Annotated in this window: 26 protein-coding genes and 1 riboswitch; of the genes, 11 read left to right on the plus strand and 15 right to left on the minus strand. The window is 71.3% G+C overall.

Features of this window, described 5'->3' with window-relative positions; translation table 11 throughout:
* The 5 genes from V7Z97_RS08760 to V7Z97_RS08780 all read right to left on the minus strand — a co-directional run.
* Nucleotides 1–1208 (minus strand): GMC family oxidoreductase (locus V7Z97_RS08760; RefSeq protein ID WP_334162839.1); only part of this gene is annotated, 1208 nt, incomplete at its 3' end.
* A 10-nt stretch (nucleotides 1209–1218) separates the two neighbouring features.
* On the minus strand, nucleotides 1219–2271 hold the full coding sequence (locus tag V7Z97_RS08765; protein WP_334162840.1) for a sugar phosphate isomerase/epimerase family protein: 1053 nt from the start codon (nucleotides 2269–2271) through the stop codon (nucleotides 1219–1221).
* The gene (locus V7Z97_RS08770; RefSeq protein ID WP_334162841.1) at nucleotides 2268–3398 is read right to left on the minus strand and encodes a Gfo/Idh/MocA family protein; all 1131 of its coding nucleotides are present in this window, start codon (nucleotides 3396–3398) and stop codon (nucleotides 2268–2270) included. The genes V7Z97_RS08765 and V7Z97_RS08770 overlap by 4 nt, the downstream gene beginning before the upstream one ends.
* A complete protein-coding gene (locus tag V7Z97_RS08775) occupies nucleotides 3395–4348 on the minus strand; it encodes a sugar phosphate isomerase/epimerase family protein (protein WP_334162843.1) in 954 nt (317 codons plus the stop codon). Before V7Z97_RS08775 ends, V7Z97_RS08770 begins: the two co-directional genes overlap by 4 nt.
* Before the next feature lie 19 nt (nucleotides 4349–4367).
* Nucleotides 4368–5594, minus strand: coding sequence for an MFS transporter (locus V7Z97_RS08780; protein WP_334162845.1), 1227 nt, complete (start codon nucleotides 5592–5594; stop codon nucleotides 4368–4370).
* 85 nt (nucleotides 5595–5679) lie between these two features.
* Here V7Z97_RS08780 and V7Z97_RS08785 point away from each other — a divergent pair, with 85 nt between their 5' ends.
* Nucleotides 5680–6684 (plus strand): LacI family DNA-binding transcriptional regulator, encoded by a 1005-nt coding sequence (locus V7Z97_RS08785; RefSeq protein WP_334162846.1) that lies wholly within the window; start codon nucleotides 5680–5682, stop codon nucleotides 6682–6684.
* Nucleotide 6685: 1 nt separating this feature from the next.
* Here V7Z97_RS08785 and V7Z97_RS08790 read toward each other — a convergent pair whose 3' ends face one another.
* From V7Z97_RS08790 to hemN, 4 genes are all read right to left on the minus strand, one after another.
* Nucleotides 6686–6838, minus strand: a complete 153-nt coding sequence (locus V7Z97_RS08790) for a hypothetical protein (RefSeq protein WP_334162847.1) — start codon at nucleotides 6836–6838, stop codon at nucleotides 6686–6688.
* Between the two features lie 75 nt (nucleotides 6839–6913).
* Nucleotides 6914–7600, minus strand: a complete 687-nt coding sequence (locus V7Z97_RS08795) for a NifU family protein (protein ID WP_334162848.1) — start codon at nucleotides 7598–7600, stop codon at nucleotides 6914–6916.
* An 80-nt stretch (nucleotides 7601–7680) separates the two neighbouring features.
* Nucleotides 7681–9963, minus strand: coding sequence for a nitric-oxide reductase large subunit (locus V7Z97_RS08800; RefSeq protein ID WP_334162849.1), 2283 nt, complete (start codon nucleotides 9961–9963; stop codon nucleotides 7681–7683).
* Between the two features lie 115 nt (nucleotides 9964–10078).
* Nucleotides 10079–11431: an oxygen-independent coproporphyrinogen III oxidase gene (hemN, locus tag V7Z97_RS08805; RefSeq protein ID WP_334162851.1), complete on the minus strand. Its 1353-nt coding sequence runs from the start codon at nucleotides 11429–11431 to the stop codon at nucleotides 10079–10081.
* A 174-nt stretch (nucleotides 11432–11605) separates the two neighbouring features.
* On the opposite strand from hemN, the gene V7Z97_RS08810 reads away from it, so the two are divergent.
* On the plus strand, nucleotides 11606–12265 hold the full coding sequence (locus V7Z97_RS08810; RefSeq protein WP_334162852.1) for a Crp/Fnr family transcriptional regulator: 660 nt from the start codon (nucleotides 11606–11608) through the stop codon (nucleotides 12263–12265).
* Nucleotides 12266–12338: 73 nt separating this feature from the next.
* Here V7Z97_RS08810 and V7Z97_RS08815 read toward each other — a convergent pair whose 3' ends face one another.
* The 3 genes from V7Z97_RS08815 to nirK form a co-directional block, all read right to left on the minus strand.
* A complete protein-coding gene (locus V7Z97_RS08815) occupies nucleotides 12339–12785 on the minus strand; it encodes a pseudoazurin (protein ID WP_334162854.1) in 447 nt (148 codons plus the stop codon).
* Between the two features lie 113 nt (nucleotides 12786–12898).
* Nucleotides 12899–13375: a hemerythrin domain-containing protein gene (locus tag V7Z97_RS08820; protein ID WP_334162856.1), complete on the minus strand. Its 477-nt coding sequence runs from the start codon at nucleotides 13373–13375 to the stop codon at nucleotides 12899–12901.
* 173 nt (nucleotides 13376–13548) lie between these two features.
* On the minus strand, nucleotides 13549–14595 hold the full coding sequence (gene nirK / locus V7Z97_RS08825; protein WP_334162858.1) for a copper-containing nitrite reductase: 1047 nt from the start codon (nucleotides 14593–14595) through the stop codon (nucleotides 13549–13551).
* Between the two features lie 280 nt (nucleotides 14596–14875).
* On the opposite strand from nirK, the gene ubiT reads away from it, so the two are divergent.
* From ubiT to ubiV, 3 genes are read left to right on the plus strand one after another with little or no spacing between them, the layout of a single operon-like run.
* Nucleotides 14876–15331 carry a ubiquinone anaerobic biosynthesis accessory factor UbiT gene (ubiT, locus tag V7Z97_RS08830; RefSeq protein ID WP_334162860.1) on the plus strand — a complete coding sequence of 152 codons (456 nt, stop codon included), beginning with the start codon at nucleotides 14876–14878 and terminating at the stop codon, nucleotides 15329–15331.
* A gap of 3 nt (nucleotides 15332–15334) precedes the next feature.
* Nucleotides 15335–16327, plus strand: coding sequence for a ubiquinone anaerobic biosynthesis protein UbiU (ubiU, locus tag V7Z97_RS08835; RefSeq protein ID WP_334162861.1), 993 nt, complete (start codon nucleotides 15335–15337; stop codon nucleotides 16325–16327).
* A complete protein-coding gene (ubiV, locus tag V7Z97_RS08840) occupies nucleotides 16324–17232 on the plus strand; it encodes a ubiquinone anaerobic biosynthesis protein UbiV (protein ID WP_334162862.1) in 909 nt (302 codons plus the stop codon). The genes ubiU and ubiV overlap by 4 nt, the downstream gene beginning before the upstream one ends.
* Nucleotides 17233–17454: 222 nt before the next feature.
* On the opposite strand, the gene V7Z97_RS08845 is transcribed toward ubiV, so the two are convergent.
* The gene (locus V7Z97_RS08845; RefSeq protein WP_334162863.1) at nucleotides 17455–17814 is read right to left on the minus strand and encodes a hypothetical protein; all 360 of its coding nucleotides are present in this window, start codon (nucleotides 17812–17814) and stop codon (nucleotides 17455–17457) included.
* A 235-nt stretch (nucleotides 17815–18049) separates the two neighbouring features.
* On the opposite strand from V7Z97_RS08845, the gene V7Z97_RS08850 reads away from it, so the two are divergent.
* The 3 genes from V7Z97_RS08850 to moaB all read left to right on the plus strand — a co-directional run bounded on the left by V7Z97_RS08850 (nucleotide 18050) and on the right by moaB (nucleotide 20378).
* Entirely contained in the window at nucleotides 18050–19441 is a 1392-nt protein-coding gene (locus tag V7Z97_RS08850) for an FAD-binding oxidoreductase (RefSeq protein ID WP_334162865.1), read from the plus strand.
* Nucleotides 19442–19505: 64 nt separating this feature from the next.
* Nucleotides 19506–19808: a MoaD/ThiS family protein gene (locus V7Z97_RS08855; protein WP_334162866.1), complete on the plus strand. Its 303-nt coding sequence runs from the start codon at nucleotides 19506–19508 to the stop codon at nucleotides 19806–19808.
* 3 nt (nucleotides 19809–19811) lie between these two features.
* Nucleotides 19812–20378 carry a molybdenum cofactor biosynthesis protein B gene (gene moaB, locus V7Z97_RS08860; RefSeq protein ID WP_334162867.1) on the plus strand — a complete coding sequence of 189 codons (567 nt, stop codon included), beginning with the start codon at nucleotides 19812–19814 and terminating at the stop codon, nucleotides 20376–20378.
* Nucleotides 20379–20381: 3 nt separating this feature from the next.
* Here moaB and V7Z97_RS08865 read toward each other — a convergent pair whose 3' ends face one another.
* A complete protein-coding gene (locus tag V7Z97_RS08865; RefSeq protein WP_334162868.1) occupies nucleotides 20382–20888 on the minus strand; it encodes a hemerythrin domain-containing protein in 507 nt (168 codons plus the stop codon).
* 187 nt (nucleotides 20889–21075) lie between these two features.
* Here V7Z97_RS08865 and V7Z97_RS08870 point away from each other — a divergent pair, with 187 nt between their 5' ends.
* The 3 genes from V7Z97_RS08870 (at nucleotide 21076) to moaA (ending at nucleotide 25674) form a co-directional block, all read left to right on the plus strand.
* A complete protein-coding gene (locus V7Z97_RS08870; RefSeq protein ID WP_334162869.1) occupies nucleotides 21076–23301 on the plus strand; it encodes an adenosylcobalamin-dependent ribonucleoside-diphosphate reductase in 2226 nt (741 codons plus the stop codon).
* Nucleotides 23302–23356: 55 nt separating this feature from the next.
* Nucleotides 23357–24532, plus strand: coding sequence for an NnrS family protein (locus tag V7Z97_RS08875; protein ID WP_334162870.1), 1176 nt, complete (start codon nucleotides 23357–23359; stop codon nucleotides 24530–24532).
* A gap of 38 nt (nucleotides 24533–24570) precedes the next feature.
* A riboswitch (molybdenum cofactor riboswitch) is annotated at nucleotides 24571–24705 on the plus strand.
* Nucleotides 24697–25674: a GTP 3',8-cyclase MoaA gene (gene moaA, locus V7Z97_RS08880; RefSeq protein ID WP_334162871.1), complete on the plus strand. Its 978-nt coding sequence runs from the start codon at nucleotides 24697–24699 to the stop codon at nucleotides 25672–25674. (Overlaps the previous riboswitch by 9 nt.)
* Before the next feature lie 7 nt (nucleotides 25675–25681).
* On the opposite strand, the gene ftrB is transcribed toward moaA, so the two are convergent.
* A complete protein-coding gene (ftrB, locus tag V7Z97_RS08885; RefSeq protein ID WP_334162872.1) occupies nucleotides 25682–26458 on the minus strand; it encodes a transcriptional activator FtrB in 777 nt (258 codons plus the stop codon).
* Nucleotides 26459–26530 lie beyond the last annotated feature (72 nt).

Raw genomic sequence — 26530 nt, forward strand, 5'->3', positions numbered from 1 at the left:
CGCCCCGCCCCGCCCTGGTAGCCGAAGCCGCGGATGTAGTCGGAGCGCTTCGTGGCCGCATCCCCGAGGTTGCGGAAGCGGGGCACGTAGATGCCGTTCGGCCGGCGGCCCGAATAATACATCTCCTCGAAGCCCTCGACCTCGGCGCTCGCGCCGACGCCCAGGTGGTGGTCCATGATGTTGCGGCCGACCTGGTCGGAGCCGTTGCCGAGGCCGTTGGGGAAGTGGCGGCTGGCGGAGTTGAGCAGGATCCAGGCGGTCGGGATGGCCGAGGCGCAGAGGAAGATGACCTTGGCGTGGAACTCCTCCTCCTGCCCCGTCTGGGCGTCGAGGATGCGCACGCCCGAGGCCTTCTTCGCCTGGGGGTCGAAGCCCACGGTGGTGACGATGGAGTTGGGCCGGATCTTCAGGTTGCCGGTCCGCTCGGCGGCGACCAGGGTCGCGGAGTTCGAGCTGAAGTAGGCGCCGAACGGGCAGCCGCGGATGCAGAGGTTGCGGAACTGGCACTTGCCGCGGCCCAGCGCGAGCTGCTCCTCGGTGGGCGCGGTCAGGTGGGCGGTGCGGCCGATGGTGACCCGCCGCTCGGGGAACCGGGCCTCGGTCTTCGCCTTCAGCACCTTCTCGACGCAGTTCAGCTCCATGGGCGGCTGGAACTGGCCGTCGGGGAGCTGGGGCAGGCCCTCGTTCTGGCCGGAAACGCCGATGAAGCGCTCCACGTGGTCGTACCAGGGGGCGAGGTCGGCGTAGCGGATCGGCCAGTCGACGGCGATCCCCTCGCGGGCGTTGGCCTCGAAGTCGAGGTCGGAGTGGCGGTAGGACTGCCGGCCCCAGATCAGCGAGCGGCCGCCCACGTGGTAGCCGCGGATCCAGTCGAAGCGCTTCTCTTCGCTGTAGGGATTCTCGTCGTCGCGGACGAAGAAGTGCTTGGTGTACTCCGTGAGCGCATAGCCGGTGCGCTGCTGCATCGGATAGTAGGCCTTCAGCTCCGCCGCCGGCAGCCGCCCGCGCGGGTACTTCGCCTCCCAGGGCGCCATCTGGGCGGTGGGATAGTCCTCGATGTGGCGGACCGGGCCGCCGCGTTCCAGCACGAGCGTCTTGAGGCCGCGCTCGGTGAGCTCCTTGGCCGCCCAGCCGCCGGAGATGCCGCTGCCGACCACGATGGCGTCGTAGGTGTTCTCGGCCCGGGCGCGGTTGTTCAGGTTGGCCATGGCGGTTCCCCTAAAGGCCCAAGAGGCGGCGGTTGGCCGCGGCGTCGGCGCCGGAGCCCGCGAAGTCGTCGAAGGCCCGCTCGGTGACGCGGATGATGTGGTCGCGGATGAAGGGCGCGCCCTCGGCCGCGCCGTCCTCGGGATGCTTCAGCGCGCACTCCCACTCCAGCACCGCCCAGCCGGGATAGTCGTAGGCGGCGAGCTTCGAGAAGATGGCGCCGAAGTCCACCTGGCCGTCGCCCAGCGATCGGAACCGGCCCGGCCGGTCCACCCAACCCTGGTACCCTCCGTAGACGCCCGAGCGGCCGTTCGGCCGGAACTCTGCGTCCTTCACGTGGAAGGCGCGGATCCGCTCATGGTAGCGGTCGATGTAGTCGAGGTAGTCGAGCTGCTGCAGCACGAAGTGGCTGGGGTCGAACAGCAGGCAGGCGCGCGGGTGGCCCTTCACCTCGTCCAGGAACCGCTCGTAGGTGGCCCCGTCGTGCAGGTCCTCGCCGGGGTGGATCTCGTAGCAGGCGTCGACGCCGCATTCGTCGAAGACGTCGAGGATCGGCGTCCAGCGGCGGCCGAGCTCGGCGAAGGCCTCCTCGATCAGACCGGCGGGGCGCTGCGGCCAGGGGTAAAGGTAGGGCCAGGCGAGCGCGCCGGAGAAGGTGGCGTGGGCGGTGAGCCCGAGCCGCTGGCTGGCCTTGGCGGCGGCCTTCACCTGGGCCACGGCCCATTTCTGGCGGGCCTTCGGCTTCCCGCGGAGCTCCGGCGGGGCGAAGCCGTCGAACAGTTCGTCATATGCCGGGTGGACGGCCACCAGCTGGCCCTGCAGGTGGGTGGAGAGCTCGGTGATGGCGAGGTCCTTGTCGGCCAGCATGCCCCGGACGTCGTCGCAGTAGGCCTGGCTCTCGGCCCCCTTCTCCACGTCGAACAGGCCGCCGACGCCGGTGGGGATCTGCAGGCCGACGTAGCCCAGGCCCGCGGCCCAGTCGGCGAGCGTCTCCAGCCGGTCGAACGGTGGCTCCGGCCCCATGAACTGGGCCAGGAAGATGCCGGGACCCTTGAGCGTCTTCATGCGGAGGCTCCCTTCAGGTCGGTCCACCCCTGGCCGCTGGCGGCGACGGCGGTCTCCACGAAGGCCATGCCGCGCACGCCCTCGCCGATCCCCGGCACGGGATCGGGATCCGCGCGGCCGGCGGCGATGGCGTCGGCGAAGTCCCGGTAGAGGTTGGCGAAGGCCTCCACGAAACCCTCGGGGTGGCCGGTGGGGATGCGGGTGGACGCCAGCGCCAGCGGGCCGAGGTAGCCGGCGGCGGCGTGCAGGGTCTGGGAAGGGCCGTCCAGCCAGTCGATGACGAGCTCGTTCGGGCGCTCGTGGCTCCAGGAGAGCCCGCCCTTCTCGCCATAGACCTGCAGGCGCAGGCCGTTGCGGGCGCCGGCGGAGATCTGCGAGGCGATCAGCACGCCCCGCGCGCCGTTGGCGAAGCGCAGCAGGACGTTGCAGTCGTCGTCGAGCCCCCGGCCTTCGACCACGGTGGAGACGTCGGCGCAAAGCCTGGCCACCCGCTCACCGGAGACGAACTCGGCGAGGTTGAAGGCGTGGACCCCGATGTCGCCGATGCAGCCGGCGCCGGCGAGCGCCGGGTCCACCCGCCAGGCGGCCTGCTTGCTGCCCTCGCGCTCCAGGGGCCTGGAGAGCCAGCCTTGCGGATATTCGGCGACCACCTTGCGGACGGCGCCAAGGTCGCCCCGGCGGACGATCTCGCGCGCCTCGCGGACCATGGGATAGCCCGTGTAGACGTAGGTCAGGGCGTAGACCCTGCCCGAAGAGGCCACGGTCCCGGCCAGGGCCTGGGCCTCGGCAAGGTTCAGGGTGGCGGGCTTGTCGCTCATTACGTGCAGGCCCGCCTCGAGCGCCGCGGCTGAGACGGCGTAGTGCAGGTGGTTGGGCGTAACCACGGCCACGGCGCGGGCCCCGTCTGCGCGGCCCGCCTCGGCGGCGATCATCTCGCGCCAGTCGGGATAGGACCTGGCGCCCCAGGCAGAGCCCGCCGCCGCGCTCCTGGCCGGATCGCTGCTGAAGGCGCCGGCGACCAGCTTCAGGCGGCCGTCCAGCTCGGCGGCCATCCTGTGGACGGGCCCGATGAAGGCGCCCGGCCCGCCGCCGACCATGGCGAGGGAGATGGGGCCGCCCGAGCTCATGCGTTCACGGCCGCCAGGAAGTCATGGCTGATCTTCGCCGCCTCGATGCGCGGCCGTTCGAACGGCGGCTCCTGCTCGACGTAGAAGTGGCGCACGCCCGCGGCGTGGGCGGCCGGCAGCAGGGTCCGCCAGTCGAGGCGGCCGGAGCCCACCTCGGTGGGGTCCATGCGCAGTTCGTAATTGGTCTGGGTCGCGGCCTTCACGTCCTTCACGTGCATCAGGCTGAAGCGGCCCTTGTGCCGGCTCAGGTAGGCGGCGGGATCGACGCCGGCGGCGCTGATCCAGCCCACGTCGGCCTCGAAGGTGACCAGCGACGGATCGGTGCGCGACAGGAGGATGTCGAGGCCGGTGGTCTCGCCCTGCGGCGCGAGCTCGAAGTTGTGGTTGTGGTAGCCGACCGCGATCCCGGCGCGCTTCAGGACGGCGGCCTTCTCGTTCAGGTAGTCTGCGTTGAACCGGTAGTCGTCGGCGGTGAGACTTCCCATGGCCTTGCGGTAGAAGTCGCCGCCCGTGAGACCTTTGGCGGCTTCGGTGACCCGGTCGGGCACGTAGGGGCTGGGCATGACCGCGTTCTTCACCCCGAGCGTCCCCAGCATGTCGGCGAGCTGGGACAGGTCGCCCTCGAACGAACCGGGGCCGCGCGCCTGGATGTGGGCGCTGGTGGCCACCAGGCCGGCGCGGTCCAACGCGGCCTTGAAGTCGGCCGGGGTGCGTCCGTAGAGGCCGGCCAGCTCGACCGTGCGGTAGCCGATCTTCGCCACCTGGCCCAGCACGCCCTCGAGGTCCTTCGCGACGTCGGGACCGAGCGTGTAGAGCTGGATGCCGATCGGCAGGCGGCGTCCGGCGAAGAACGGCGCGGCCGACGCGGGGCCGCTCACGGCGGCGGCGCCCAGGGCCGCGCCGGCCGCCATGAGGAGGCCGCGCCGGTTGAGGTCGGGGTTGGTGCGCAAGGCGGGTCTCCCTTGGTTGTCACGGGGCGACCGGATGGACCGGGCGCTTCTCGGGCGGGCGGAAGAACAGGGCCAGCAGCACGACGGCCACGAGCGCCATGCCGGTCGGGACCATGAACAGGGACTGGTAGTCGACCATCGGCGCGCCGTCGGGCCCGGCCGTGGTCATGCGGCCCATCAGGTTCGGGAACAGGAAACTCGCCGCCACTGCCCCGACCCCCAGGATCAGCAGGTTGAACAGGCCCTGGGCGCTGGAGCGGACGTCCTTGGGGAAGACCGCGTCCACGAAGATGTACACGGTGGCGAAGAAGAAGGCGTAGCAGACGCCGTGCAGCAGCTGGACGGCGATGATCACCGGCACGCTGTCGGCGAAGAAGGCGAAGACCGAGAACCGGGCCGCGTGGCCGAGGATCCCGATGATCATGGTGGCCTTCCAGCCGAGCCGGATCAGCACCCCGCCCAGCACGAACATGGTCACGATCTCGGCGAGCTGGCCGAGGCTCAGCACCAGCATGGAGAGGTTGCCCGCGATCCCCACCCGCTGGGTCAGGAAGGCGTCGGCCATGACGAAGTAGCCGTTGTGGATCACGCTATCGATGAAGGTGACCACGAAGAGCACCGCCACGAAGGGCACGCCGAGCAGCTTGATGGCTTCGCGCCAGGCCAGCGGGTCGGCGCCGGCGGCGTCCTTCTTCGGCGGGGTGTGCGGCAGGGTCAGGCTGTAGGCGGCGAGGACGAAGGAGACGATGGCGGCCACCAGGAAGATCCAGCGCACCTGCTCCGGCGTCGCCTGGGCGCCGAGCAGGAAGACGAAGGGCCAGCTCACCAGCATCCAGCCGATGGTGCCGCCCATCCGCACCGCGCCGAAGTCCTTGGCCGGGTCGTCGAGGTTGGCGAAGGCGATGGAGTTGGAGACCGAGAGCGTCGGGACGTAGAGCAGGCTGTAGACCAGGTAGCCCGCGAAGAACGGCCAGAAGCTGGTCGCGAAGGCGGTGAACACCAGCGCCAGGCCGCCCAGCAGGTGGCTCACCGCCAGGAACCGCTCGGCCGAGAAGTTGCGGTCGGCGAACTGGTTGGAGAAGAAGATCCCGAGCAGCGCCGCGACGCCCCAGGAGCTGCCGACCAGGGACTGCTGCCAGGGCTCGAAGCCCAGCATGCCCATGTACGGGAACAGCTTCGGAGCCCAGGCGCCCCAGACGGCGAGCTGGAGCACCATCATCAGGAACAAACGGACCTTGGCCGTCATCCTTGCGTCTCCCCCCGGCGAAGCTCCTTGAACGGCTCCGCTCGTGCGGTGTAATCGATTACACGAACAAGGTTCGAGCGCAACCATGGCCAAGATCCAGGACGTCGCGCGGGCGGCGGGCGTCTCCACCGCCACGGTCTCGCGGGTGCTGAGCGCGCCCGAGCGGGTGGCCGAGGCGACGCGCGCGCGGGTGATGGCGGCGGTGGAGCGGCTGGGCTACGCGCCTAATGTCGCGGCCAAGAGCCTGCGCACCTTCCGGACCGAGAAGATCCTGGTGACGGTGCCGGACATCTCCAATCCGTTCTTCTCGCAGGTGATCCGGGGCGTCGAGGAGGCGGCGAGCGCGGCCGGCTATTCCGTGCTGCTGGGCGACACCCGCCACGAGGAGGCGCGCGAGGCGCAGTACGCCGAGATGCTGCGAAGGCGCGAGGCGGACGGGCTGATCTTCCTGGGCCACCGGCTGCCGGACGTCCTGGCCGACATGGTCCGGGCGAACGGCCCGAAGACCCCGATCGTCAACGGTTGCGAGTTCAGCCCCGAACTCGGCGTGCCCAGCGCCCACATCGACAACGGGCGCGCCGCCGAAGAGGCGATGGAGCACCTCTATGCGCTCGGCCACCAGCGGATCGGGGTGGTGACCGGGCCGCTCGCCAGCCCGCTGAGCCGCGACCGCCTGGCCGGGGTGCAGGCCGCCGCCGCCCGGCGCGGCCGCTGGGCGCTCAGCATCGAACAGGGGGACTTCAGCATCGCCTCGGGCCTTGCGAGGACGCTGGCGCTGCTGGACGCCGGGCCCCGGCCCACGGCCGTGTTCTGTTTCAGCGACGAGATGGCCATGGGGGCGCTGGAGGCGTTCCGGCGCCGCGGCCTGATGTGCCCGGCCGACGTCTCCCTCGTGGGTTTCGACGACATCCGCTACGCGCCCTATCTCGACCCGCCACTGACCACGGTCAGCCAGCCCAAGGAGGCCATCGGCCACGAGGTGGTGCGGCTGCTGCTCGACGTTCTCTCCGACCGGGTGGAGACGATCCGGCACGTGACGCTCGCGCATCGGCTGGTGGTGCGCGAGAGCACCGCGCCGCCGCCGGCCTAGGCTAGCTGCGGGTGTTGAGGCCGGCGTCGAGGAGGGCGATCTCGTCCGCCGTCGGGCGCTGGCCGCGCTGGGCCTCCTGGACAGACTGGCTGTCGCCGCGGCGCGTGGGTCCTGCGGGGCGGCTGCGGCGCGGGCGGAAGATGCGGAAGGTCATGAGCGCCTCCTGAGGCTGACCGGCGCACTGTGGCGGGATCGGCGGGGGCCTACGTTGTCCGGGCGCAAACCCGGCTCATTCGGCGGCCTCGCGCCGGCCGCTACGCGTGAAGACCGTGCGGGGACGGGCGGCGCCGCGGCCGGCCCCCTCCCCCAGGCGCTGCATCCAGCGGCGCAGGCGGCCGCCGGCATCCTCGCGCGGTTCGGCCGGCGCCGTCTCCTCGACGCGCAGGACCTCGGGCACGTAGCGGCGCACCGTCTGCTCCACGGCGGACTTTAGGGTCATCTGGGAGGACGGGCAGCCGCCGCAGGCGCCGTGCATGCTGATCCACAGCACCCCGTCGACCGGATCGAAGGCCTCGAAGCGGATCTCGCCGCCGTCGCGGGCGACGCCGGGGGCGATGTAGGCGTCCAGCACCTGGCGGATCTCCGCCTCGACCTGGTCCCAGGCGTCGGGGGAGTCCGTGACGGCCGACGCAACGGCGGGCTCGCCGCTGTCCAGGTGCTCGGCGATGGCGGCCAAGGCCTCCGGCTTGAGCCCGGACCAGGAGCGGGCGGCGGGGCCGCGGGAAAGGGTGACGAAATCCGGCGCCACGAACACGCGCTCGACGCCGGCGATCTCGAACAGGCGGGCCGCGAGCGGCGACTGCGCCGGGTCGAAGCCCTCGCGGGAGAACTCGCGGCTCTCGCCCCGGGTCAGGGGCGTCGGCGCGCGGAACTTCAGCGCGTTGGGATTGGGGGTGGTCTCGGTGAGGATGATCATGGTCGTCCCATGCTTCCCCGGACAGGCGAAGGCGGCGGGAGGGACGCGCCCTCCCGCCGCCCGCTGGGCCCAGGCGGGGCCTACTCGGCCGCGATCGGCAGCGGAGCCTCTTCGACGTCCTCCACCTCGACGGGCTTGCGGCCGCCCAGGAGGAGCTTGGCGGCGAACACCGCCAGGGTGAAGGCGCCGGCGCCGAAGACGACGTCCCCGGGCACCCGCATCCAGACCAGGGTCTCCACCAGCGGCGAGTGGATCACCGCCGGGGAGCGGGCGTACCACAGGCCGGTGTCGATGCTGGCGAACGCCTGGACGACGCCCACGGGCAGCAGCGACATGAAGACCATCATGATCAGGCCGGCGTTGAGCAGCCAGAAGGTCCAGGCCAGCAGCCGGTCGTCCCAGGCCGCGCGATTGGCGAGGCCGCGGAAGCAGAACAGCAGCAGGCCGATGCCCAGCATCCCGTACACCCCGAACAGGGCGCTGTGGGCGTGGGTGGCCGTCGTGTTCAGGCCCTGGATGTAATAGAGGCTGATCGGCGGGTTGATCATGAACCCGAAGACGCCGGCCCCCAGCAGGTTCCAGAAGGCCACGGCCACGAAGAACATGATCGGCCACTTGTAGCGGGCCACCCAGGGGGCCGCCTTGGTGTGCCGGTAGTTCTCGTAGGCTTCCGCGCCGATCAGGGCGAGCGGCACGACCTCGAGGGCCGAGAACACCGCGCCGATGGCGATCACCGACACGGGCGTGCCGGAGAAGTACCAGTGGTGGGCGGTGCCCAGCACGCCGCCGAACAGGAACACGATGGTGCCGAAGAGCACCGCGCCGTTCGCCGTCCGGGCGCGGACCAGGCCCAGCTTCACCAGCAGCAGGCTGATGACGGCGGTCGCGAAGACCTCGAAGAAGCCTTCGACCCACAGGTGGACCACCCACCAGCGCCAGTACTCGACCATGCTGATGTGGGTGTGCTTACCCCACATGAAGCCGGCGGCGTAGAACAGGCCGATGGCCACCGTCGACATGAACAGGATGAGCAGGACGGGCTTGCTGTCGGAGGGGCTGCGGAGCGCGGGCCACAGGGCCCGGCCGACGAGGAGCAGCCAGAGCATCAGGCCGACGAACAGCAGGATCTGCCAGAAGCGGCCGAGGTCGACGTATTCCCAGCCCTGATGGCCGAACCACCAGTTGGTGTTGACGTCGAACACCTGCTGGACGCCCAGCCACTCGCCGGCCATCGAGCCCAGCACCACGAAGACCAGGGCGCCCCAGAGCAGGTTCACCCCGAGCTTCTGGAACTTCGGTTCATGGCCCGAGATCATCGGGGCGACGTAGAGGCCGGTGGCCAGCCAGGCGGTGGCGATCCAGAAGACGGCCAGCTGGGTGTGCCAGGTGCGGGTCACCGCATAGGGAATCCATTCGGAGATCGGGATCCCGTAGAAGTCGTGGCCTTCCACCGCATAGTGGGCGGTCACCGCGCCCAGGCCCACCTGCAGCAGGAAGAGCCCGATCACGGTCAGGAAGTACTTGCCGGTCGCCTTCATCGAGGGCGTCGGCTGGAGGGTGAACAGCGGGTCCTTGGCCGGCGGGGCGAGGTGCTCCTCCTGCTTGGTCTTGCTGTGCCAGAACACCAGGCCGCCGACCGCGAAGATCAGCAGCAGGATGGAGGCCACCGACCAGACGATGTTGGCCGACGACGGCTTGTTGTCGATCAGCGGCTCGTGCGGCCAGTTGGAGGTGTAGGTCACGGTGTCGTCGGGCCGGTTCGTCCCGGCGGCCCAGGCGGACCACCAGTAGAAGCTGGCGATGTCGTCCCGGCGCTGGGCGTCGGGCACCGCGCCGTTGGCGATGGCGTACTCCTCGCGCAGGCTCTCCAGCGCGGGATCGTCGCTCAGCAGGGCGTAGTAGTGGGCCCGCACCTGCTTCATCGCGGCCGCGCGGTCGGCGCTGACCGTGATGACGCCGGTGGTGGCGTCGTAGGTGTTGGTGCGCATTTCCTGCTTCAGGCGCGCCTTGAGCGCGGCCTGCTGCTCGGCGCCGAGAGCGTCGAAGACGCGGCCGTGGTCGCGCTTCGCCCAGGTGTCCAGCAGGATGACGGCTTCGCGGTGCAGCTGGTCGGCGGACCAGTCCGGCGCCACATAGCCGCCGTGGCCCCAGACCGAGCCGACCTGCTGGCCGCCCATGGACTGCCAGGCGAGCTGGCCGTTCTGGATGTCCTTGCCGGTCAGCAGGGTCACGCCGGTGGAATCGACAACGGCCGTCGGTATCGGCGGCGCCTGCCGGTGGATCTCTCGCCCCATCAGCCCCAGGACGGTGAACGACACCGCCATGAGGATGGCGAGGACGAACCATAATCTTCGGATGTTCATCTCGCTTATCCCCTAAGGCCGCTGGGTCCCCCCCAGGGCGGCCGGATGATGCTTGGTGACGCGAAGGGACGCGGGCGTCGTTGCGCCAGCACAACCTCGCGGGTGGTCGGGTTCTTCAGACCGCCTTGGCGTGGCGGCCCTGGGTGGCGGGCAGCCGCTCGTCGAAACAGGCGGCGGCGACGCGCATCAGGCGACGGCCCTCTTCCGGGACCGTCAGCACACGGCCCTCCACCGTGCAGATGCCGTCGTCTTCCAGCTCGCGGGCCTGGGCGACGCAATCGTCGAGGGCGTCGGGCGCGAAGCCCTGGGCCTCGCAGACGGCTGCGACATCGACGCGCAGGTCGCACATCAGCCGCTCGATGACCGCGGCGCGCAGGCGGTCCTGCGGACCCACCGGCAGCTTGCGGGCCAGCGGCAGCTCGCCCGCGTGGACGGCCGCGCCCCAGGCGTCGGTGGCGATGGCGTTCTGGACGAAGCCCTCGCGGAAGTGGCCGATCGACGAGGGGCCGATCGGCACCAGCACGGGCGCCGGGTCGTCGGTGTAGCCCTGGAAGTTGCGGCGCAGGGTCCCGGCCGCGGCGGCCTTCGCCAGCGGATCCTCGGGGCGGGCGTAGTGGTCGAGGCCGATGCGGACGTAGCCACCCTCGACCAGGGCCGCGTCGGCCGCGTCGGCCTGGGCCCAGCGGCCCTCCACGTCGGCGAGGTCGGCGTCCTTGATCATCACCTGGTGCTTCTTCATCCAGGGGACGTGGGCGTAGCCGAACACGGCCACGCGGTCGGGCTTCAGGTCCAGCGCCAGGCGCACGGATTCGGCGACGTTCTCCGGCGTCTGGGCCGGCAGGCCGTACATCAGGTCGAAGTTGAGCTTGCCGATGCCGTTGCGGCGCAGGCGGCTGACGGCGGCCTCCACCATCTCCACCGGCTGGATGCGGTTGACCTTCTCCTGGACGACGGGATCGAAGGTCTGAACGCCGAGGCTGGCGCGGGTGACGCCGGCCTCGCCGAGCGCGTCCACGAAGTCCTCCGACAGCATGCCGGGATCGAGCTCCACCGCCACCTCGGCGTCCGCGCGCAGCTGGAAGCGGTCGGCGAGCTTGCGGGTGAGCGACAGGAAGTGCTCGGGCGACAGCGCGTTGGGACTGCCGCCGCCGAAATGCAGGTGGGCGGCCCCGGCGTGGGGGCCGAGCGCGTCGGCGACGATGTCCACCTCGCGCTCGAGCGTCTCATAGAAGGCGCCGATCCGGTCGTACTCGTGGGCCACCGTCGTGTGGCAGCCGCAGTACCAGCAGAGCCGGCGGCAGAAGGGCACGTGCACGTAGGCCGAGATCACGTCCTCGGGCCGGGTGCCGGACAGCCACCCACGCGGCGCCTCCGCCCCCTCGCCCGGCGTGAACGCGAGCGCGGTGGGGTAGCTGGTGTAGCGGGGCAGGTTCCGGCCGGCGTGGCGGAGTTGCGCGGTCGTGGCCAACGAACTGTATCCTCTGGCGAAATTCAGTGACTGGGGGTCTACAGAAGCACCGCGCACGGCCCAATTCCGGGTCTCGCCCTAAGGGTTTTCCCTTAGTCGACAGGGCGGGCGCCCCAGGGTTACTGCGGCGGCATGTCTCTCATGATCGATCCGTCCTGCCTGGCAGGCGCGGACATGTTCGATTGCCTCGGCGAGGACGGCAGGCGGGCGGTGCTCGAAGCCGGCACGTTGCGGAAGCTCCCTCAGGGCCGCACGGTCTTCGCCCAGGGCGACCCGGGCGCGACCTGCCACACCCTGCTCGAGGGCCGGGTGAAGATCGTCCAGACCCGCCCTGACGGGGGCCAGTCGGTGATCCGCTTCATCGGGCCGGGCGAGATGTACGGCACCGTGGCGGCGCTGATGGACAAGCCCTTCCCCGCCGACGCCGTGGCCGTGGTCGAGAGCCTCGAGATCTACTGGACCGTGGGCGTGATGCGGCAGCTGATGGCGCAATACCCGGAAGTCGCGGTCCGCTCGACGGCGTCGGCCGGCGCGCGCCTGTTCGAGCTGCAAAACCGGGTGGGCGAGCTCACCGCCGAAAAGGTGGACGTGCGCATCGCTCGCGCCCTGGTCCGGTTGGTGCGCCAGGCCGGTCGGCGGACCCCGGAGGGCATCGAGATCGACTTTCCGATCACCCGCCAGGAACTGGCGGAACTGGCCGGCTCGACCCTGCATACGGTCAGCCGCACCCTGTCGGCCTGGGACGACCGGGAGATCACCGCCAGCTCCCGCCGCCATATCGTGGTGCGGAAGCTGCATGTCCTCCTGGACCTCATCGAACAGAGCGAAGGCTGACGCACGGCCCTTCCGGGTCCGTGCGCCAGCCTCCGGTCGGCGCGGCGTCGCCGCCGCGCCCGCTAGATTTCCCCTACTTCACCTGCGCCAGGGCGGCGGTGAGCCGCTTCTTGGCCATCGGCGGGGCCTTGGCGTAGGCGGTCTCGGCGGTGGCCAGGTTCGGGCCGCCGTCGCCCACCTTGGCGACGAAGGTCATGCCGAAGCCGTAGTGCGGCGCGCACTTGAAGCCGTAGACGCCCGCCTTGGCGAACTTCACCACCAGCTCCTTGTTCATCGGCCCCTTCACCACTTCGGCGCCGGGGGGCAGCATGCCCAGGATGGTCTCGGCGTTATGGCCCGGGTGGGTGGGCACGAAGCGCACCGTGTCGCCCGGCTTCAGCTTGGCGCTCGCAGGCTCGAAAACCATCATTCCCGCGGGGCCCTTGTCGAGCATCTTCACCTGAACCTCGGCGGCGGCGGCCTGGCCGGCGACCGCGAGAAGGCCGGCGACAGCGCCGGCGGCGAGGACAGTCTTAAGCATCGTCTTGTTCCTTCAACGTCTCTGGCTTGCTTCAGTCTTACTGTGATCTTTGTAGCCCTTGAGACGTTTCTCCACCTTGTTCCAGATCAACCTTCTGATCTTTTTCTTCATTTTCAGAGGAATCTCGGAAAGAGGATCCGCTCCTCGAGCTGGACGTGTTCGCGGAATTCCTCGTCATACTTACGGCACAGCTCGTAGAGCTTGCGCCAGCTCGCGCAGGCCTCGGCCGGCGGCGTGTAGTCGCGGGTCAGCCGGACCAGGCGCTCGAGCCCGTCCTGCAGGTCGTCGTGCTCGGTCCCCAGGGCGGCGATCGGCTGACGGAGCATGGCCCCCTCGCCGGACAGGATGATGGGAAAGAGCACCGCTTCCTCGCGGTGCTGGTGGGAGCCCACCGACTCGGCCATCCGGGCCAGGAGGTCGGCGAGCCCCGCCGGAAAATGCGGCGAGCCGGCGTGGCGGTCCTCGACGCGGCGCGCGAGGGTGGCGGCGGCCTCGAGGTCGCGGACGTGGGCCTCGTGATAGCCCCGGATCAGGCCGATCAGCTCGGAGTCGCTCAGGTGCGAGAACCGGCGGGCGGCGGATGATGACATGGCCTCTGACATTTTCGGAAACCCTTGGCTTGGTCCCCAACCTGCCCTTCCCGCGGGGAGCCGACGTTGTCGGCGCACAAACCGAAGGCCGCAGGCGCAAAAAAAAGAGCGGGGCGCGGCTCCGTCTGGAACCGCGCCCCGCCCCTGTCGCCCCCTTGGTAGGGTCGCCCCCCTTAGTGGCTCATGTCCTTGTTGGGGTTGGGCTTGGCGTTGAAGATCTCCGGGTTTTCCGCCCCGGTGACCGTCAGGATCGCGGCGCCGCCCCGCTCCACGCGGCTCAGCGCGTGGTCGACCAGGATGTAGTTGCCCGGCACTTCGAGCTTGAAGTCCACCACGGTGGCTCCGCCCGGCGCGACGGTGACCGTCTGCACGTCCTTCACCGGCGGGCTGGTCAGCGACGCCATCTGGTAGACGTTGTCAAAGATCTCGCCGATCACGTGGAAGCTCGACGTCTTGTTCGGGCCGCCGACGCCGAAGTAGATCCGGACCGTCTCGCCGACCTTGGCCTTCAGAGCCCGGTCGCCGGTCAGCGCCTTGTAGGCCCCGTTCATCACATAGTACTCGGGCTGTTCGTCGAGCAGCTTCTGGATGCTCTCGGTGGCCTCGCCCTGCGTGCCCATGGGCTCCTCGGTGTAGATCTCGCCCTGCACCACGTAGAACTCGCGGTCGACCTTCGGCAGGCCTTCCTCCGGCTCGACCAGGATCGCGCCGTACATGCCGTTGGCGATGTGCTGAGCCACGATCGGGGCGGCGCAGTGGTAGATGTAGAGACCTGGCTGCAGCGCCTTGAAGGTGAAGGTCCTGGTCTCGCCCGGGCCCGCCAGGGTGGCGGCCGCGCCGCCGCCGGGGCCGGTCACGGCGTGGAAGTCGACGTTGTGCTGTGCCGTGGAGTCGGCGGGGTTGTGTAGGGTCACCTCGACGGTGTCGCCGACCCGCACGCGGACCATCGGACCGGGCAGCTTGCTGTTGTAGGTCCAGTACTTGAAGGTCGTGCCGTCGCCGAGCTGGCCCAGGATCTCCTTGGTCTCCAGGTTCACCTTCACCAGGGCCGGCGTGCGGCGGGTGATCGGCGGCGGCAGGTCGGTGGCGAGCCGCACGATGTCGGCGGCGGCGGAAGCGGCAGGCGCGGCGGCGGCCGGCGCGGCGTCCGTAGCGGCCGAGGCCGTCCCGGCGGCGAGCGCCAGGGCGGCGGCGGTGGCGAAGAGTGCGAAGGCTTTCATCTTACTATCCCCAGGGGCGCGACCTGCGCCCGATGGGGAGCTGTTTAGGGGGTGTCCGGACGACGTTCGTTGCGCTCGGACAAATTCAGCACTTAATGAAATTCAAATTCGCTGCGACGGGCCCTGCCCCGGATCAAGCCGCAGCTTGACCGTACGCAATCGGCTGCGCGCCTCGCCCCCCTAGGGTCGCGGCCGCAGTGAGGATCCCATGCGCGTACGACGACCCCGGCCCCGCCCCATCCCGTCCGGAGACCTGCGGCGCTCGGCCGCAGAGCGCGCCATGGTGGCGTTCAGCCCGCCGGTGAGCCTCCTGCTGGGGGCCGCGCTGCGCCGGATCGCACGCCGCAGGCCGGAGGTGTTCGAGCGGCTGGGCCGCTTCCGGAGGGCGGCCTTCGTGATCGCCCCCGCCGAGCTGCCCGTGGCCTTCCGGCTGGAGCCGGATCCCGCCCGCGGCCGGGTTCGGGTGGTGCGGCGGACCGACCCCGCGCCAGCCGCGGCCCGGATCAGCGGCCCGCTGGGCGAGCTGCTCGGCCTGTTCGACGGCTCGCTGGACGCCGACGCGGCCTTCTTCTCCCGCACCATCGACGTGGAGGGGGACACCGAGGCGGTGGTCGCCCTGCACAACACCCTGGAGGCCGCCGAGCTGACCCTGGCCGACCTGCTCGGGCTGCCGGCCCTGGCGCGGGGGCCGCTGGACTTCGGCCTGGCCGTCATCCGGCGCGCGGCGCGGGCCTGAGCCGTGGGATCCCTGGAACTGGTCTGCCCGGCCGGCTCGCCCGCCATGCTGCGGGCGGCGATCGAGGCGGGCGCCGACAGCGTCTACTGCGGCCTGCGCGACGAGACCAACGCCCGGAACTTCCCGGGGCTGAACTTCTCCCCTGCCGAACTGACCGACGCCTGCGCCTGGGCGCACGGCCGCGGCGCCAAGGTGCTGGTGGCGATCAACACCTTCGCCCGCGCGGGGGCGGTGGACACCTGGCGCGCCTCCGTGGACGCCGCGGCCGGCGCGGGCGCCGACGCGATCATCGCCGCCGACCTCGGGGTCCTGGCCTACGCCCACGAGTCGCGGCCGGACCTGCGGCTGCACCTCTCCGTCCAGGCCGCCGCCAACTCGCCCGAGGCGATCCGCTTCTACGCCGGCACCTACGGCGTGAAGCGGGTGGTCCTGCCCCGCGTGCTCTCCGCCCCGGAGATCGCCGCCCTCGTGCCGAAGGCGCCGGTGGAGATCGAGGCCTTCGTGTTCGGCGGGCTGTGCGTCATGGCCGAGGGCCGCTGCGCGCTGTCCTCCTACGCCACGGGCCGGTCGCCGAACCTCTCCGGCGTCTGCTCCCCGCCGGAGGCCGTGGCCTTCGACCGGTCGGCGGACGCGCTGATCCCCCGCCTGGGCGGCCTGGCCATCGACGCCTACGCGCCCGACGAGCCCGCGGGCTATCCGACCCTCTGCAAGGGGCGCTTCGAGGCGCAGGGCGAGGCGGCCTACCTCTTCGAGGAGCCGGTCAGCCTGAACGCGATGAGCCTGCTGCAGGCGCTGCGAAAGGCCGGCGTGACGGCGGTGAAAATCGAGGGTCGGCAGCGCGGCAAGGCCTATGTGGCCCGGGTGGCCGCCGCCTTCCGCGCCGCCATCGACGCCCTCGACCGCGGCGAGGACACGGACGCCTACGAGCGCCTGCTCTCGGACCTCGCGGAGGGCGGCCGCGAGACCGCCGGCGCCTACAGGAAGAGGTGGCGATGAGCCCTCCCCGCATCGAGTTGACGCTCGGCCCCCTGCTGTTCAACTGGCCGGCCGACCAGGTGCGCGAGTTCTACGCCCGCATGGCCGACGAGGCGGCGGTGGAGCGGGTCTACCTGGGCGAGGTGGTCTGCGGGAAGCGCGCGCCGCTGCTCGCCGAGGCGCTGCTCGATTCGGCCGAGCGGCTGGAGGCGGCCGGCAAGGCCGTGGTCTGGTCGACCCTGGCCCTGCCCGCCACGCCGCGCGAGCTGCGGGGGATGGCTGAGCTGGTGACGTCCGGCGGTCTGGTGGAGCTGAACGACATCGCCGGGCTGTCTCAGGCGCAGCCGGGACAGGCCTTCGTCGCCGGCCCCTTTCTCAACGTTTACAACGAGGCGGCTGCGCAGGAGCTGATGCGGCGCGGCTGCGTGCGACTGTGCGCCAACGTCGAGGCGCCGCTGGCCTCGGTCTCGGCGATCGCGGCGGCCTGCCCGGGGCTGGAAGTCGAGATCTTCGCCTACGGCCGCCTGCCGCTGGCGCTGTCCGGCCGCTGCTACCACGCCCGCGCTCACGGCCTGCACAAGGACGCCTGCCAGTTCGTCTGCGACCGCGACCCCGACGGCATGGCGGTTCGCACGGTGGAGGGCGAGCCGTTCCTGGCGATCAACGGCATCCAGACCCTGTCGCACGGGGTGCAGCTGGCCGACACCGCTCCGGACGTCCTGCGCGCCGCCGGCGTGGGCGCCCTGCGGCTCTCCCCGCACAGCGGCGACATGGGGACGGTGGCCCGTGCGTTCCGGAGCTTCCTCGATGGCGCCCTGGACGCGCGCGGGCTGCGCCTGGCGGCGGAGGCCGCCGGGCCGCCGGGGCCGCTGGTCAACGGCTACCTCGCCGGCGCGGCCGGCCGGCGCCCGGTCGCCGAGACTTAGGCCGGCCTCCGCCCGGCGGCAGCAAAAAAAAGGCCCCGCGGGGGAACCGGGGGCCCTTAAAGGGGAGAACAAATGTCATGGGACCGTGCGGCCGCACCTCCTTTTCCGAACGGTTGGCCCATCGGGGCCGGGGAGAAGCCGGCGCTGCCGTTCAGCAGCCGGCTCTTTTGGCGTGAATGGCCCGGGCGTCCGTCGGAACCCGCCGGGGCCGCGCCAATCGGGTTAGCGCGCCGAGAGCACGATGACCGGCGCCTCGGCGGTCAGCACGCCGCGAGCGACCATGCCGTCATAGCGGCGCATGGCGCGGACGCGGGACTTCTGGCTGCACCAGTTCAGGTCGGTGAACTCCAGGTCGCGGTTGGTGATCGCATTGCGGCAGACGACGCCAGCGGCGAGGCGCACCTCGTGGCGCACGGCCTTGCGGTCCTTGCCGGCCAGCGGAACGGTGACCTGCGTCGGCAGGTGGCCGCTGACGGAAACTTCCGAGACGTCCCGATCCTGGGCGGCGTGGGCCGCCCCACCGAGGGCGACGGCCGCGCCGAGAGCGGCGACCAGGGCTGCGATGCGTGTTGCCGATGTCATGGCCGGCTCCTCCTTATGATGTTCGAAGCCTAGGCCCGGCGCCGCCGATCGCGTTTGCCGTTGGTCAAGCCTGACCTTGATAGTCGGCGGCGGGGGTGCGCACCCCGGTCAGGTGGCGCATTGCCTTGGCCTCCCGCCCCGGGCGGCGGAGACTGGCGCGCCCGGGCCGGCGTCCTTGACGCGGGTCAAGCGCCGCCGCCGCCGGGCGTCGCATGATCGCCCACTCGGAGGTCCCATGCCCAAGCTGCTCGCCGATCTGGAACGCATCCTCGGCCCTGACGGGCTCCTGACGGGCGAGGCCGCCGCCGAGCGCGCCTTCAGCCTGTGGACCCGCCTGGGAACGCCGCTGGCCATCGCGAGGCCCCGCTCCACGGAGGAGGTGGCCGGGGTGCTGCGCGCGGCCCGCGCCGCCGGGGTCGGGATCTCCCCCTGGGGCGGCTTGACGGGCTTGGTGGACGGGGCCTTCGCCGACGCGACCGTGGCGCTCAGCCTGGAGCGCATGACCGCGGTGGAGGAGGTCGACCGCGACGGCTCCACCATGACGGTCCAGGCCGGCTGCACCGTGGCCGCGGCCGCCGAGGCCGCCGAGGCGGCGGGCCTGTTCCTGCCGCTGGACCTCGGCTCGCGCGGCTCGGCGACCATCGGCGGGACCATCTCCACCAACGCCGGCGGCAACCGCGTCCTGCGCTTCGGCATGATGCGCGACATGGTCCTGGGCCTGGAGGTCGTGCTGGCCGACGGCACGGTGGTGGAGGGACTGAACCACCTCATCAAGAACAACACCGGCTACGACCTGAAGCAGCTGTTCATCGGCTCGGAGGGGACGCTGGGCGTGGTCACCCGCGCGGTGCTGCGGCTGCGCCAGAAGCCCGCCTCCCAGAACACCGGCTACGTGGCGGTGGCCGACTTCGACGCCCTGCCCCGGCTGCTCAGGCGGCTGGAGGCGGAGCTGGCGGGCCAGATCTCGGCCTTCGAGGTCATGTGGCCCGAGTTCTACGACCTGGTCACCACGCCGCCGGCCGTGGGCCGGCCAATGCTGGAGCCCGGCTACGCCTTCTATGTGCTGGTCGAGACCCTGGGCGCCGACCCGCAGGGCGACCAAGCGCGGTTCGAGGCGGTGCTCGGCCGGGCGCTGGAGGACGGGCTGATCGTCGACGCGGCGCTGGCCAAGTCGCAGGCCGAGCGGGACCGCATGTGGGCGCTGCGCGACGACGTCGGCCAGACGGCCCGCCACGGCCCGATCCTGGCCTTCGACGTGAGCCTGCCGCTGCGCGAGATGGAATCCTACGTGGCCGAGGTTCGCCGGGCGATCGCGGGGCGCTGGCCGCAAGGCCGGCTCACCGTGTTCGGCCACCTGGGCGACGGCAACCTGCACCTCATCGCCAGCGTCGGCGACCGCAGCGCCAAGCCGGAGGTCGAGCAGGCGGTCTACGACCCGCTGCGCCGGCGCGGCGGCTCGGTCTCCGCCGAGCACGGGGTGGGCCTGCAGAAGCGGGCCTGGCTCGCCCATTCCCGTTCGCCGGCCGAGATCGCCCTGATGCGGACGCTGAAGCAGGCGCTCGATCCGCAGAACCTGCTGAACCCGGGAAAGGTGCTCGCCCCGGCCGAAGAACGGGCGCCGGCTTGATCTGCTTCAAATTCGCGGCGGCCGCTTCGGGATAGAGCCATGCGGAAGTTCCGGAGCCGCCCGCATGAACCTGTCGCACGCCGTCTCGCCGCCGCCCCTCGCAGAGCCTGAGCCGGCCTTCGCCGAGGTTCTGTTCTTCGGACGGGTCAGCGACACCTTCGGCCGCTCGGCCCAGCTGTCGATCCCGGCCGAGGGCTGCCGGCTGTCCGACGTCGTGGCCAGCCTCTGCGAGCTGTACGACGCCGGCGCGGCCGCCCTGACCGAGCGCGGCCTGCGCACGGCTGTGGGGCGCGAGATCGCGGTCGGCGACGTCTGGGTCCGGCCGGGCCAGGAGATCGCCTTCTTCTCCGCCTTCTCCGGGGGCTGAGCCATGAACGCCGTCACGCCAGCGCCCAAGGGCAAGGCCCGGATCGACGAGAGCCTGCCCTTCTATCCGCTGAACATCGCCGTGCTCACCGTCTCGGACACCCGCGACGAGCGGACCGACACGTCCGGCGCCCTGCTCGCCGACCGGCTTGTCGCCGCGGGCCATGCGCTCGCCGGCCGCGCCATCGTCCGCGACGAGGTCGACGCCATCCAGGCCCAGGTGCGCGCCTGGGCCGACAGTGGCGAGGTGGACGTGATCCTGACCACCGGCGGCACCGGATTCTCGCCGCGCGACGTGACGCCCGAGGCCGTGCGGCCGCTGCTGCGGCGGGAGATGGACGGGTTCGCCGTGGTCTTCCACCAGGCGAGCTACGGGACCGTGGGGGTCTCGACCCTGCAGTCGCGGGCCCTGGCCGGACAGATCGGCGAGGCCTTCGTCTTCTGCGTGCCCGGCTCCACGGGCGCCTGCCGCGACGCCTGGGACCTGGTGCTGGCCGAGGAGCTGGACAGCCGCTTCAAGCCCTGCTCGCTGGTCGGCCAGATCCCCCGCTACCGCGGGGTCTGCAACTAGGCCCTAGCCCAGGAAAGGCGCGAACAGGACCTCATTCTCGAGCCGCATGTGCTCGACGAGGTCGTCGTGGATCTTGCGACAGGCGTCGTTGAGCGCCCGCCAGGTGCGGCAGGCGTCGGCCGGCGGGGTGAAGTCGCGGGTCAGCTCGCGCAGCACGGCGAGCTGCGCCTCCACGTCCTCGTGCTCGGCCATCATCCGGCGGATCGGGAAGCCGGCCGTCGGGCCGAAGCCGCCGAGGATCATCGGGAATAGCACCCGCTCCTCCTTCTGCTGGTGGCCCTCGAGGTCGTCGGACATCAGCGCCAGGTGGTCGGCGAGGCCGGCGGGGCAATCCGCGTCGCCAGCGTGCACGGCCTCGACCTTCCGGGCGAGGCGGACCGCCTCCGGGAACTCCCGCCGGTGGGTCTCATGGTAGCGCTCGAGGATGTGGGGGATCAGGCGCTCCGGGTCGGCGGGCGCCTCGACGGCGAGTTCGATTGCGCCCGGCAGGGCGGCGTCGTCCAGGGGCATGGCGTGGGACTCCTTCGCCCTCACCCTAGAGGCCGCCGGGCGCTGCGACATTGAGGCCGCCACACGGCCCGCTTGATCTTCGGCAAGGCGCCGGCTGCCGGATTCCGCAGGGTGCGGCGTCGCGCGCTCAATGCGGGCGCCGCAGGGAATCACACAGGCTTGCCTGCCCTAATCCGGAGAGACGGCGATGGCATTCGACAACCCGCTGGCGGGCGAGATCTGGTCCAGCAAGTACCGCTTCAACCCCAGCGACCAGAAGGGCGACGCCACGGTCGAGGAGACCTGGGCCCGCGTCGCCGCCGCCCTGGCCGAGGCCGAGGCGCCGGAGCTGCGCGAGACCATGCGCGCGAAGTTCCTCGACGCCCTGCGCGACTACCGCTTCCTGCCGGCCGGCCGGATCCTGGCGGGGGCCGGGACCGCGCGGACGGTGACCCTGTTCAACTGCTTCGTCATGGGCGCCATCCCCGACGACCTGGCCGGCATCTTCGCCCATGTGCGCGAGGCGGCGGTGACCATGCAGCAGGGCGGCGGCGTGGGCATGGACTTCTCCTCCATCCGCCCCTCCGGCGCGGCGGTGAAGGGGGTCGGCGCGGACGCCTCCGGCCCGCTCAGCTTCATGGACGTCTGGGACTCCATGTGCCGGACCATCATGTCGGCCGGCCAGCGGCGCGGGGCGATGATGGGCTGCCTGCGCATCGACCATCCGGACATCGAGGCCTTCATCGAGGCCAAGCGCGAGCCCGGCCGGCTGCGCAACTTCAACCTCTCGGTCCTGGTGACCGACGCCTTCATGGCCGCCCTGGAGAAGGACGAGGACTGGCCGCTGGTGTTCGGGGGCGAGGTGATGCGCACCGTGCGCGCCGCCGACCTCTGGGCCAAGCTGATGCAGGCCACCTACGACGCCGCGGAGCCCGGGGTGATCTTCATCGACCGGGTCAACGAGAAGAACAACCTCGCCTACTGCGAGACGATCCTGGCCTCGAACCCGTGCGGCGAGCAGATGCTGCCGGCCTACGGGGCCTGCCTGCTGGGCTCGATCAACCTGGCCCGGCTGGTGGACAAGCCGTTCCGCAAGGGGGCGCGGATGGACGAGGCGGCGCTGGCCGATCTCACTCGCACGGCGGTCCGCATGTTGGACAACGTCATCGACATCTCCCGCTACCCGCTGGAGGCGCAGGCGGCGGAGGCCAAGGCCAAGCGGCGCATCGGCCTGGGGGTCACGGGGCTCGCCGACGCCCTCGTGTTCTGCGGCGTCCCCTACGGCTCCGACAAGGCCGTGGAGCTCACCGAGCGCTGGCTGGGCGTGATCAAGCGCGAGGCCTATCGCGCGTCGGCCGAGCTGGCCCAGGAGAAGGGCCCCTTCCCGCTCTACGACGCCGCCATCCTCGACCGGCCGAACCTGGTCACCCTGGACGAGGAGACCCGGGCCCTGATCGCCCGCCACGGCCTGCGCAACGGCTGCCTGACCTCGGTCGCCCCCACCGGCACCACCTCGCTGCTGGCGGGCAACGTGTCGTCGGGGATCGAGCCGGTGTTCGCCTACGCCTACACCCGCAAGGTCCGCCAGCCGGACGGCTCGACCCGCGAGGAGGCGGTGGAGGACTATGCGCTCGCCCAGTGGAAGCGGCTGCACGACGACACGCCCCCGCCGCAGGACGTCTTCGTCAGCGCCCAGACCCTGACGCCCGCCGACCATGTGCGCATGCAGGCCGCGGCCCAGAAGCACGTGGACAGCTCGATCTCCAAGACCGTGAACTGCCCGGAGAGCATCAGCTTCGAGGACTTCGGCGACGTCTACCTCGAGGGCTACCGCACCGGCTGCAAGGGCCTGACCACCTACCGGCCCAATCCGGTGACCGGCTCGGTGCTGTCGGTGGAGCCGGAGCCTGCGCCGGCCGCGGCCGCGGAGCCGAAGCTCGCGCCGCGACCGGAATCGCTCGACGGCGCCACCTACAAGATCTCGTGGCCCGAGAGCGCGCACGCCGTCTACATCACCATCAACGACACCCTGGAGGGCGGGACCCGGCGGCCGTTCGAGATCTTCATCAACTCCAAGAACATGGAGCACTACGCCTGGACCCTGGGCCTCACCCGCATGGTCTCGGCGGTGTTCCGGCGCGGCGGCGACGTCTCCTTCGTGGCCGAGGAGCTGAAGGCGGTGTTCGATCCGCGGGGCGGCGCCTGGCTGGGCGGACGCTACGTGCCGTCCCTCCTGGCCGCCATCGGCGGGGTGATCGAGCGCCACCTGGAACGCGGCGCGCACGCGTCCCTGCCCCCCGCGCCCGAGCCCGAGACTCCGCTGCCCGTGCGGCCGTTCGCCGGGGTCTCCTGCCCCCGCTGCGGCGGCTTCGACATGGTGCGCAAGGAAGGGTGCGACACATGCTTCTCCTGCGGCTATTCCAAATGCGGATGAGACGCAGTTGACGGTCATCAAGGCGTAGCGGCCGGCCTGGGCGCATAGTCCGTCCATGTCGACCGCCGCCCTCCGGCGGGCCTACACAGGCCCCGCCCTCTTCAGCTTCGGATTCCGTCCGTTCTTCCTGTTCGGGTCCGCCTGGGCCGCAATCGCGGTCCCCGTCTGGGTGTGGAGCTTCCTCGGGGGCTCCGCCGCCATCGCTCACCGCGACTGGCACGTCCACGAGATGCTGTTCGGCTTTCTGGCCGCGGTGGTGGCGGGCTTCCTGACCACCGCCGTGCCGAACTGGACCGGCCGCATGCCGGTGATCGGCGCGCCGCTCGCCGGCCTCGTCGCCCTGTGGTTAGCGGGTCGGGTGGCCATGCTCACCCAGTACTGGATCGGGCCGCTGGCTGCGGTGATCGATTCCGCCTTCCTCCTGGCCTTCGCCGGCGTGATCTGGCGCGAGATCCTGGCGGGGAAGAACTGGCGCAACCTGCCGGTCTGCGGCCTCGTCAGCCTGCTGGCCGTGGGCAACATCCTCTTCCACCTGGACACCGCGCTCCGGGGCACGGGCGTCGGCGAGCGGGTGGCGCTCGCCGCCATCACCGTGCTGATCACCCTGATCGGCGGCCGGATTACGCCCAGCTTCACCCGCAACTGGATGAAGCAGCGCCGCATCGCGCCGGAGCCGGGCGCGCACGGACTGGCGGACAAGGCGGCCCTGGCCCTCACCGGCGTCGGCGCGCTGGCCTGGATCTTCGCGCCCGAACACGTGGCCACCGGCGCGGCGCTGGCCGCGGCCGGCGCTGCCAACCTCGTGCGGCTGGCCCGCTGGCGCGGCTGGGCCACGGCCCGCGAGCCGCTGCTGTGGATCCTGCACGTGGGCTACGCCTGGCTGGGCGTGGGCCTGCTGCTCCTGGGCCTCTCGCGGCTCGACCCGACGCTGGTCGCCCGCACCGCCGGCGTCCACGCGCTCACCGCCGGGGCGGTGGGGGTGATGACGCTGGCCGTGATGAGCCGGGCGACCCGCGGCCACACCGCCCGGCCGCTGACCGCCGACAACGCCACCGTGGCCGTCTACCTGGCGATCAACGCCGCGGCCCTGCTGCGCGTCGCCGCGCCCTTCCTGCCCGAGCAGCAGGCGCCGTTACTGGTGGCCTCGGCGGCCCTGTGGACCGCGGCCTTCGCCGGCTTCGCGGTCAGCTACGCCCCGATGCTGGCGTTCCGACGCCCGCTCACCGCTTGACCGCCGTCAAGGCGCGACTCTGCGGGAGCGCTTAGGGTCTCTCCCATCTGCTCCGAGCGCCCCTGCCTAAAGCGACACCGCCACGGCCGGGCCGCCGCGCCGGCTTCCGGCAAGGGTGACGGGGGAAACGCCGTCGCCTCCCGCGCTTGGAAAGGAGCCCGCGCTTGGCACGTCTGATCGACGGCTTCGGCCGCCGCTTCCACTACCTGCGGCTCTCGATCACCGAGGTCTGCAACTTCCGCTGCACCTACTGCCTGCCCGACGGATACAGGAAGGAGGGGCCCCTCTCCTTCCTCGACCCGCAAGCCTGCGAACGCGTGGTGCGGGCCTTCGCCGACCTCGGCGTCTCCAAGGTACGGCTGACCGGCGGCGAACCCAGCGTGCGCCGCGACCTGTCCGAGATCATCGCGCGGACGGCCGCCGTCCCCGGCGTGGACAAGGTCTGCGTCACCACCAACGGCTGGAACCTCGATCGGCAGGTGACGGCCTGGCGCGACGCCGGCCTCACCAACCTCAACGTCTCGATCGATTCCCTGGATCGCGAGGCCTTCCGCCGCATCACCGGCCACGACCGGCTGGCCGCGGTGGTTGGTGGCCTGGACCGGGCGCTGGCGCGCGGCGTGCCCAGCGTGAAGGTCAACGGCGTCCTGCTGCGCGACACCACCGAGACCGGCTTCGACGCCTTCGCCGACTTCGTGCGCGAGCGGCCGGTGGCGGTGCGCTTCATCGAGTTGATGCGCACCGGCGACAATGCCGACTATTTCGCCGACCAGCACGTGCCGGGCTCGACGCTGACGGCGTGGCTGGAGGCGCGCGGCTGGTCCCGCCGCGAACGGGCCTTCGACGACGGCCCGGCGGTGGAGTTCGCCCACCCGGACCACGCTGGCCGGATCGGCCTGATCGCGCCCTATGCGCCAGGCTTCTGCGACAGCTGCAACCGGCTGCGCGTCACGGCGCGCGGCCAGCTCAGGCTCTGCCTGTTCGGCGAGCTGGGCGTGGACCTGAGGGACCTGCTGGAGAAGGACGAGCCGGAGGCGCTGCGCGCGCGGATCGTGAGCGCGCTGGCCGGCAAGCCGGCCGGGCACCGCCTGCACGAGGCCAACAGCGGCGACACGCGGCAGCTGGCCCAGTACGGCGGCTAGGAGGCTGTCAGGCCGCGCGGGTGCTGTCGTCGCCGATAGGCCAGCGCTCGCGCTGGGCCTTGCCGGTCGGGGCGCCCGTCACCGGCTGGTGGTTGTCGATCAGCGGATTCGGCTTGGCCAGACGCTCCAGCACCACCGACCGGGTGATCGTCACCTGCGGGCCGTTCACCTCGACCCCGTAGTCGGCCAGGGTGGCGAAGGCGCGCGACAGGTTCTCCGGCGTCATGCCGAGCAGGGAGGCCAGCACGCGCTTCTCGTGCGGCAGGGTGAAGGTGGGCTCCCCGCCCTGGCGCAGCCGCTGGGTGATCAGGTAGTTGGCCAGCCGCTCCAGGCCGCCGCGCAGCTTCTGGTTCTTCAGCGCGCGCACCAGGCCGCGGTAACAGCCGGAGAGCTCCTGGGCGACGGCGAAGCCGAACTGGGCGTCCTCCTTCATGGCGCGGCGCAGCGCCTCGCCCGACAGCATGAGGATGTCCGAGCGCTCGATCGTCCGCGCGCTCATCAGGGCGTCGGCGTCGAGCACCACGGCGGCGAGGATGAAGGTGGAGACCGGCCGCAGAACCGCGAGCGTGGTCTCCTTGTCGTTCCAGGTGCCCTCCAGCTCGACGATGCCGTCGAGCAGGACATAGAGGAAATCCACCTGGTCGCCCTCGAGGAGCAGGGTGGTGCCCGCGGGGAAGCGCTGCAGGAAGGCGCCGCCGGTGACCGTCCGGAACGTCTCGGCCGAGCAACCGGCGAACAGCGGCAGGGCCTTCACCCGCTCCAGGTCAACGTCTCTCATCGGCATGCGCGCAGATCCCACTGGGTCGTGCTGCCCAGGTGCCCGCACCGGGAGACTCGCGCCTTGACCTGCGTCAAT

The organism is Phenylobacterium sp. (assembly GCF_036821595.1).
Classification (GTDB): domain Bacteria; phylum Pseudomonadota; class Alphaproteobacteria; order Caulobacterales; family Caulobacteraceae; genus Phenylobacterium.

What these genes read in the sequence shown, in the direction of transcription:
- V7Z97_RS08765 (WP_334162840.1), bottom strand. Translation starts at nt 2,271, where the DNA reads ATGAAGACGCTCAAGGGTCCCGGCATCTTCCTGGCCCAGTTCATGGGG.
- V7Z97_RS08770 (WP_334162841.1), bottom strand. Translation starts at nt 3,398, where the DNA reads ATGAGCTCGGGCGGCCCCATCTCCCTCGCCATGGTCGGCGGCGGGCCG.
- V7Z97_RS08780 (WP_334162845.1), bottom strand. Translation starts at nt 5,594, where the DNA reads ATGACGGCCAAGGTCCGTTTGTTCCTGATGATGGTGCTCCAGCTCGCC.
- V7Z97_RS08785 (WP_334162846.1), top strand. Translation starts at nt 5,680, where the DNA reads ATGGCCAAGATCCAGGACGTCGCGCGGGCGGCGGGCGTCTCCACCGCC.
- V7Z97_RS08790 (WP_334162847.1), bottom strand. Translation starts at nt 6,838, where the DNA reads ATGACCTTCCGCATCTTCCGCCCGCGCCGCAGCCGCCCCGCAGGACCC.
- V7Z97_RS08795 (WP_334162848.1), bottom strand. Translation starts at nt 7,600, where the DNA reads ATGATCATCCTCACCGAGACCACCCCCAATCCCAACGCGCTGAAGTTC.
- V7Z97_RS08800 (WP_334162849.1), bottom strand. Translation starts at nt 9,963, where the DNA reads ATGAACATCCGAAGATTATGGTTCGTCCTCGCCATCCTCATGGCGGTG.
- V7Z97_RS08810 (WP_334162852.1), top strand. Translation starts at nt 11,606, where the DNA reads ATGTTCGATTGCCTCGGCGAGGACGGCAGGCGGGCGGTGCTCGAAGCC.
- V7Z97_RS08815 (WP_334162854.1), bottom strand. Translation starts at nt 12,785, where the DNA reads ATGCTTAAGACTGTCCTCGCCGCCGGCGCTGTCGCCGGCCTTCTCGCG.
- V7Z97_RS08820 (WP_334162856.1), bottom strand. Translation starts at nt 13,375, where the DNA reads ATGTCATCATCCGCCGCCCGCCGGTTCTCGCACCTGAGCGACTCCGAG.
- nirK (WP_334162858.1), bottom strand. Translation starts at nt 14,595, where the DNA reads ATGAAAGCCTTCGCACTCTTCGCCACCGCCGCCGCCCTGGCGCTCGCC.
- ubiT (WP_334162860.1), top strand. Translation starts at nt 14,876, where the DNA reads ATGGTGGCGTTCAGCCCGCCGGTGAGCCTCCTGCTGGGGGCCGCGCTG.
- ubiV (WP_334162862.1), top strand. Translation starts at nt 16,324, where the DNA reads ATGAGCCCTCCCCGCATCGAGTTGACGCTCGGCCCCCTGCTGTTCAAC.
- V7Z97_RS08845 (WP_334162863.1), bottom strand. Translation starts at nt 17,814, where the DNA reads ATGACATCGGCAACACGCATCGCAGCCCTGGTCGCCGCTCTCGGCGCG.
- V7Z97_RS08850 (WP_334162865.1), top strand. Translation starts at nt 18,050, where the DNA reads ATGCCCAAGCTGCTCGCCGATCTGGAACGCATCCTCGGCCCTGACGGG.
- V7Z97_RS08855 (WP_334162866.1), top strand. Translation starts at nt 19,506, where the DNA reads ATGAACCTGTCGCACGCCGTCTCGCCGCCGCCCCTCGCAGAGCCTGAG.
- moaB (WP_334162867.1), top strand. Translation starts at nt 19,812, where the DNA reads ATGAACGCCGTCACGCCAGCGCCCAAGGGCAAGGCCCGGATCGACGAG.
- V7Z97_RS08865 (WP_334162868.1), bottom strand. Translation starts at nt 20,888, where the DNA reads ATGCCCCTGGACGACGCCGCCCTGCCGGGCGCAATCGAACTCGCCGTC.
- V7Z97_RS08870 (WP_334162869.1), top strand. Translation starts at nt 21,076, where the DNA reads ATGGCATTCGACAACCCGCTGGCGGGCGAGATCTGGTCCAGCAAGTAC.
- V7Z97_RS08875 (WP_334162870.1), top strand. Translation starts at nt 23,357, where the DNA reads ATGTCGACCGCCGCCCTCCGGCGGGCCTACACAGGCCCCGCCCTCTTC.
- ftrB (WP_334162872.1), bottom strand. Translation starts at nt 26,458, where the DNA reads ATGCCGATGAGAGACGTTGACCTGGAGCGGGTGAAGGCCCTGCCGCTG.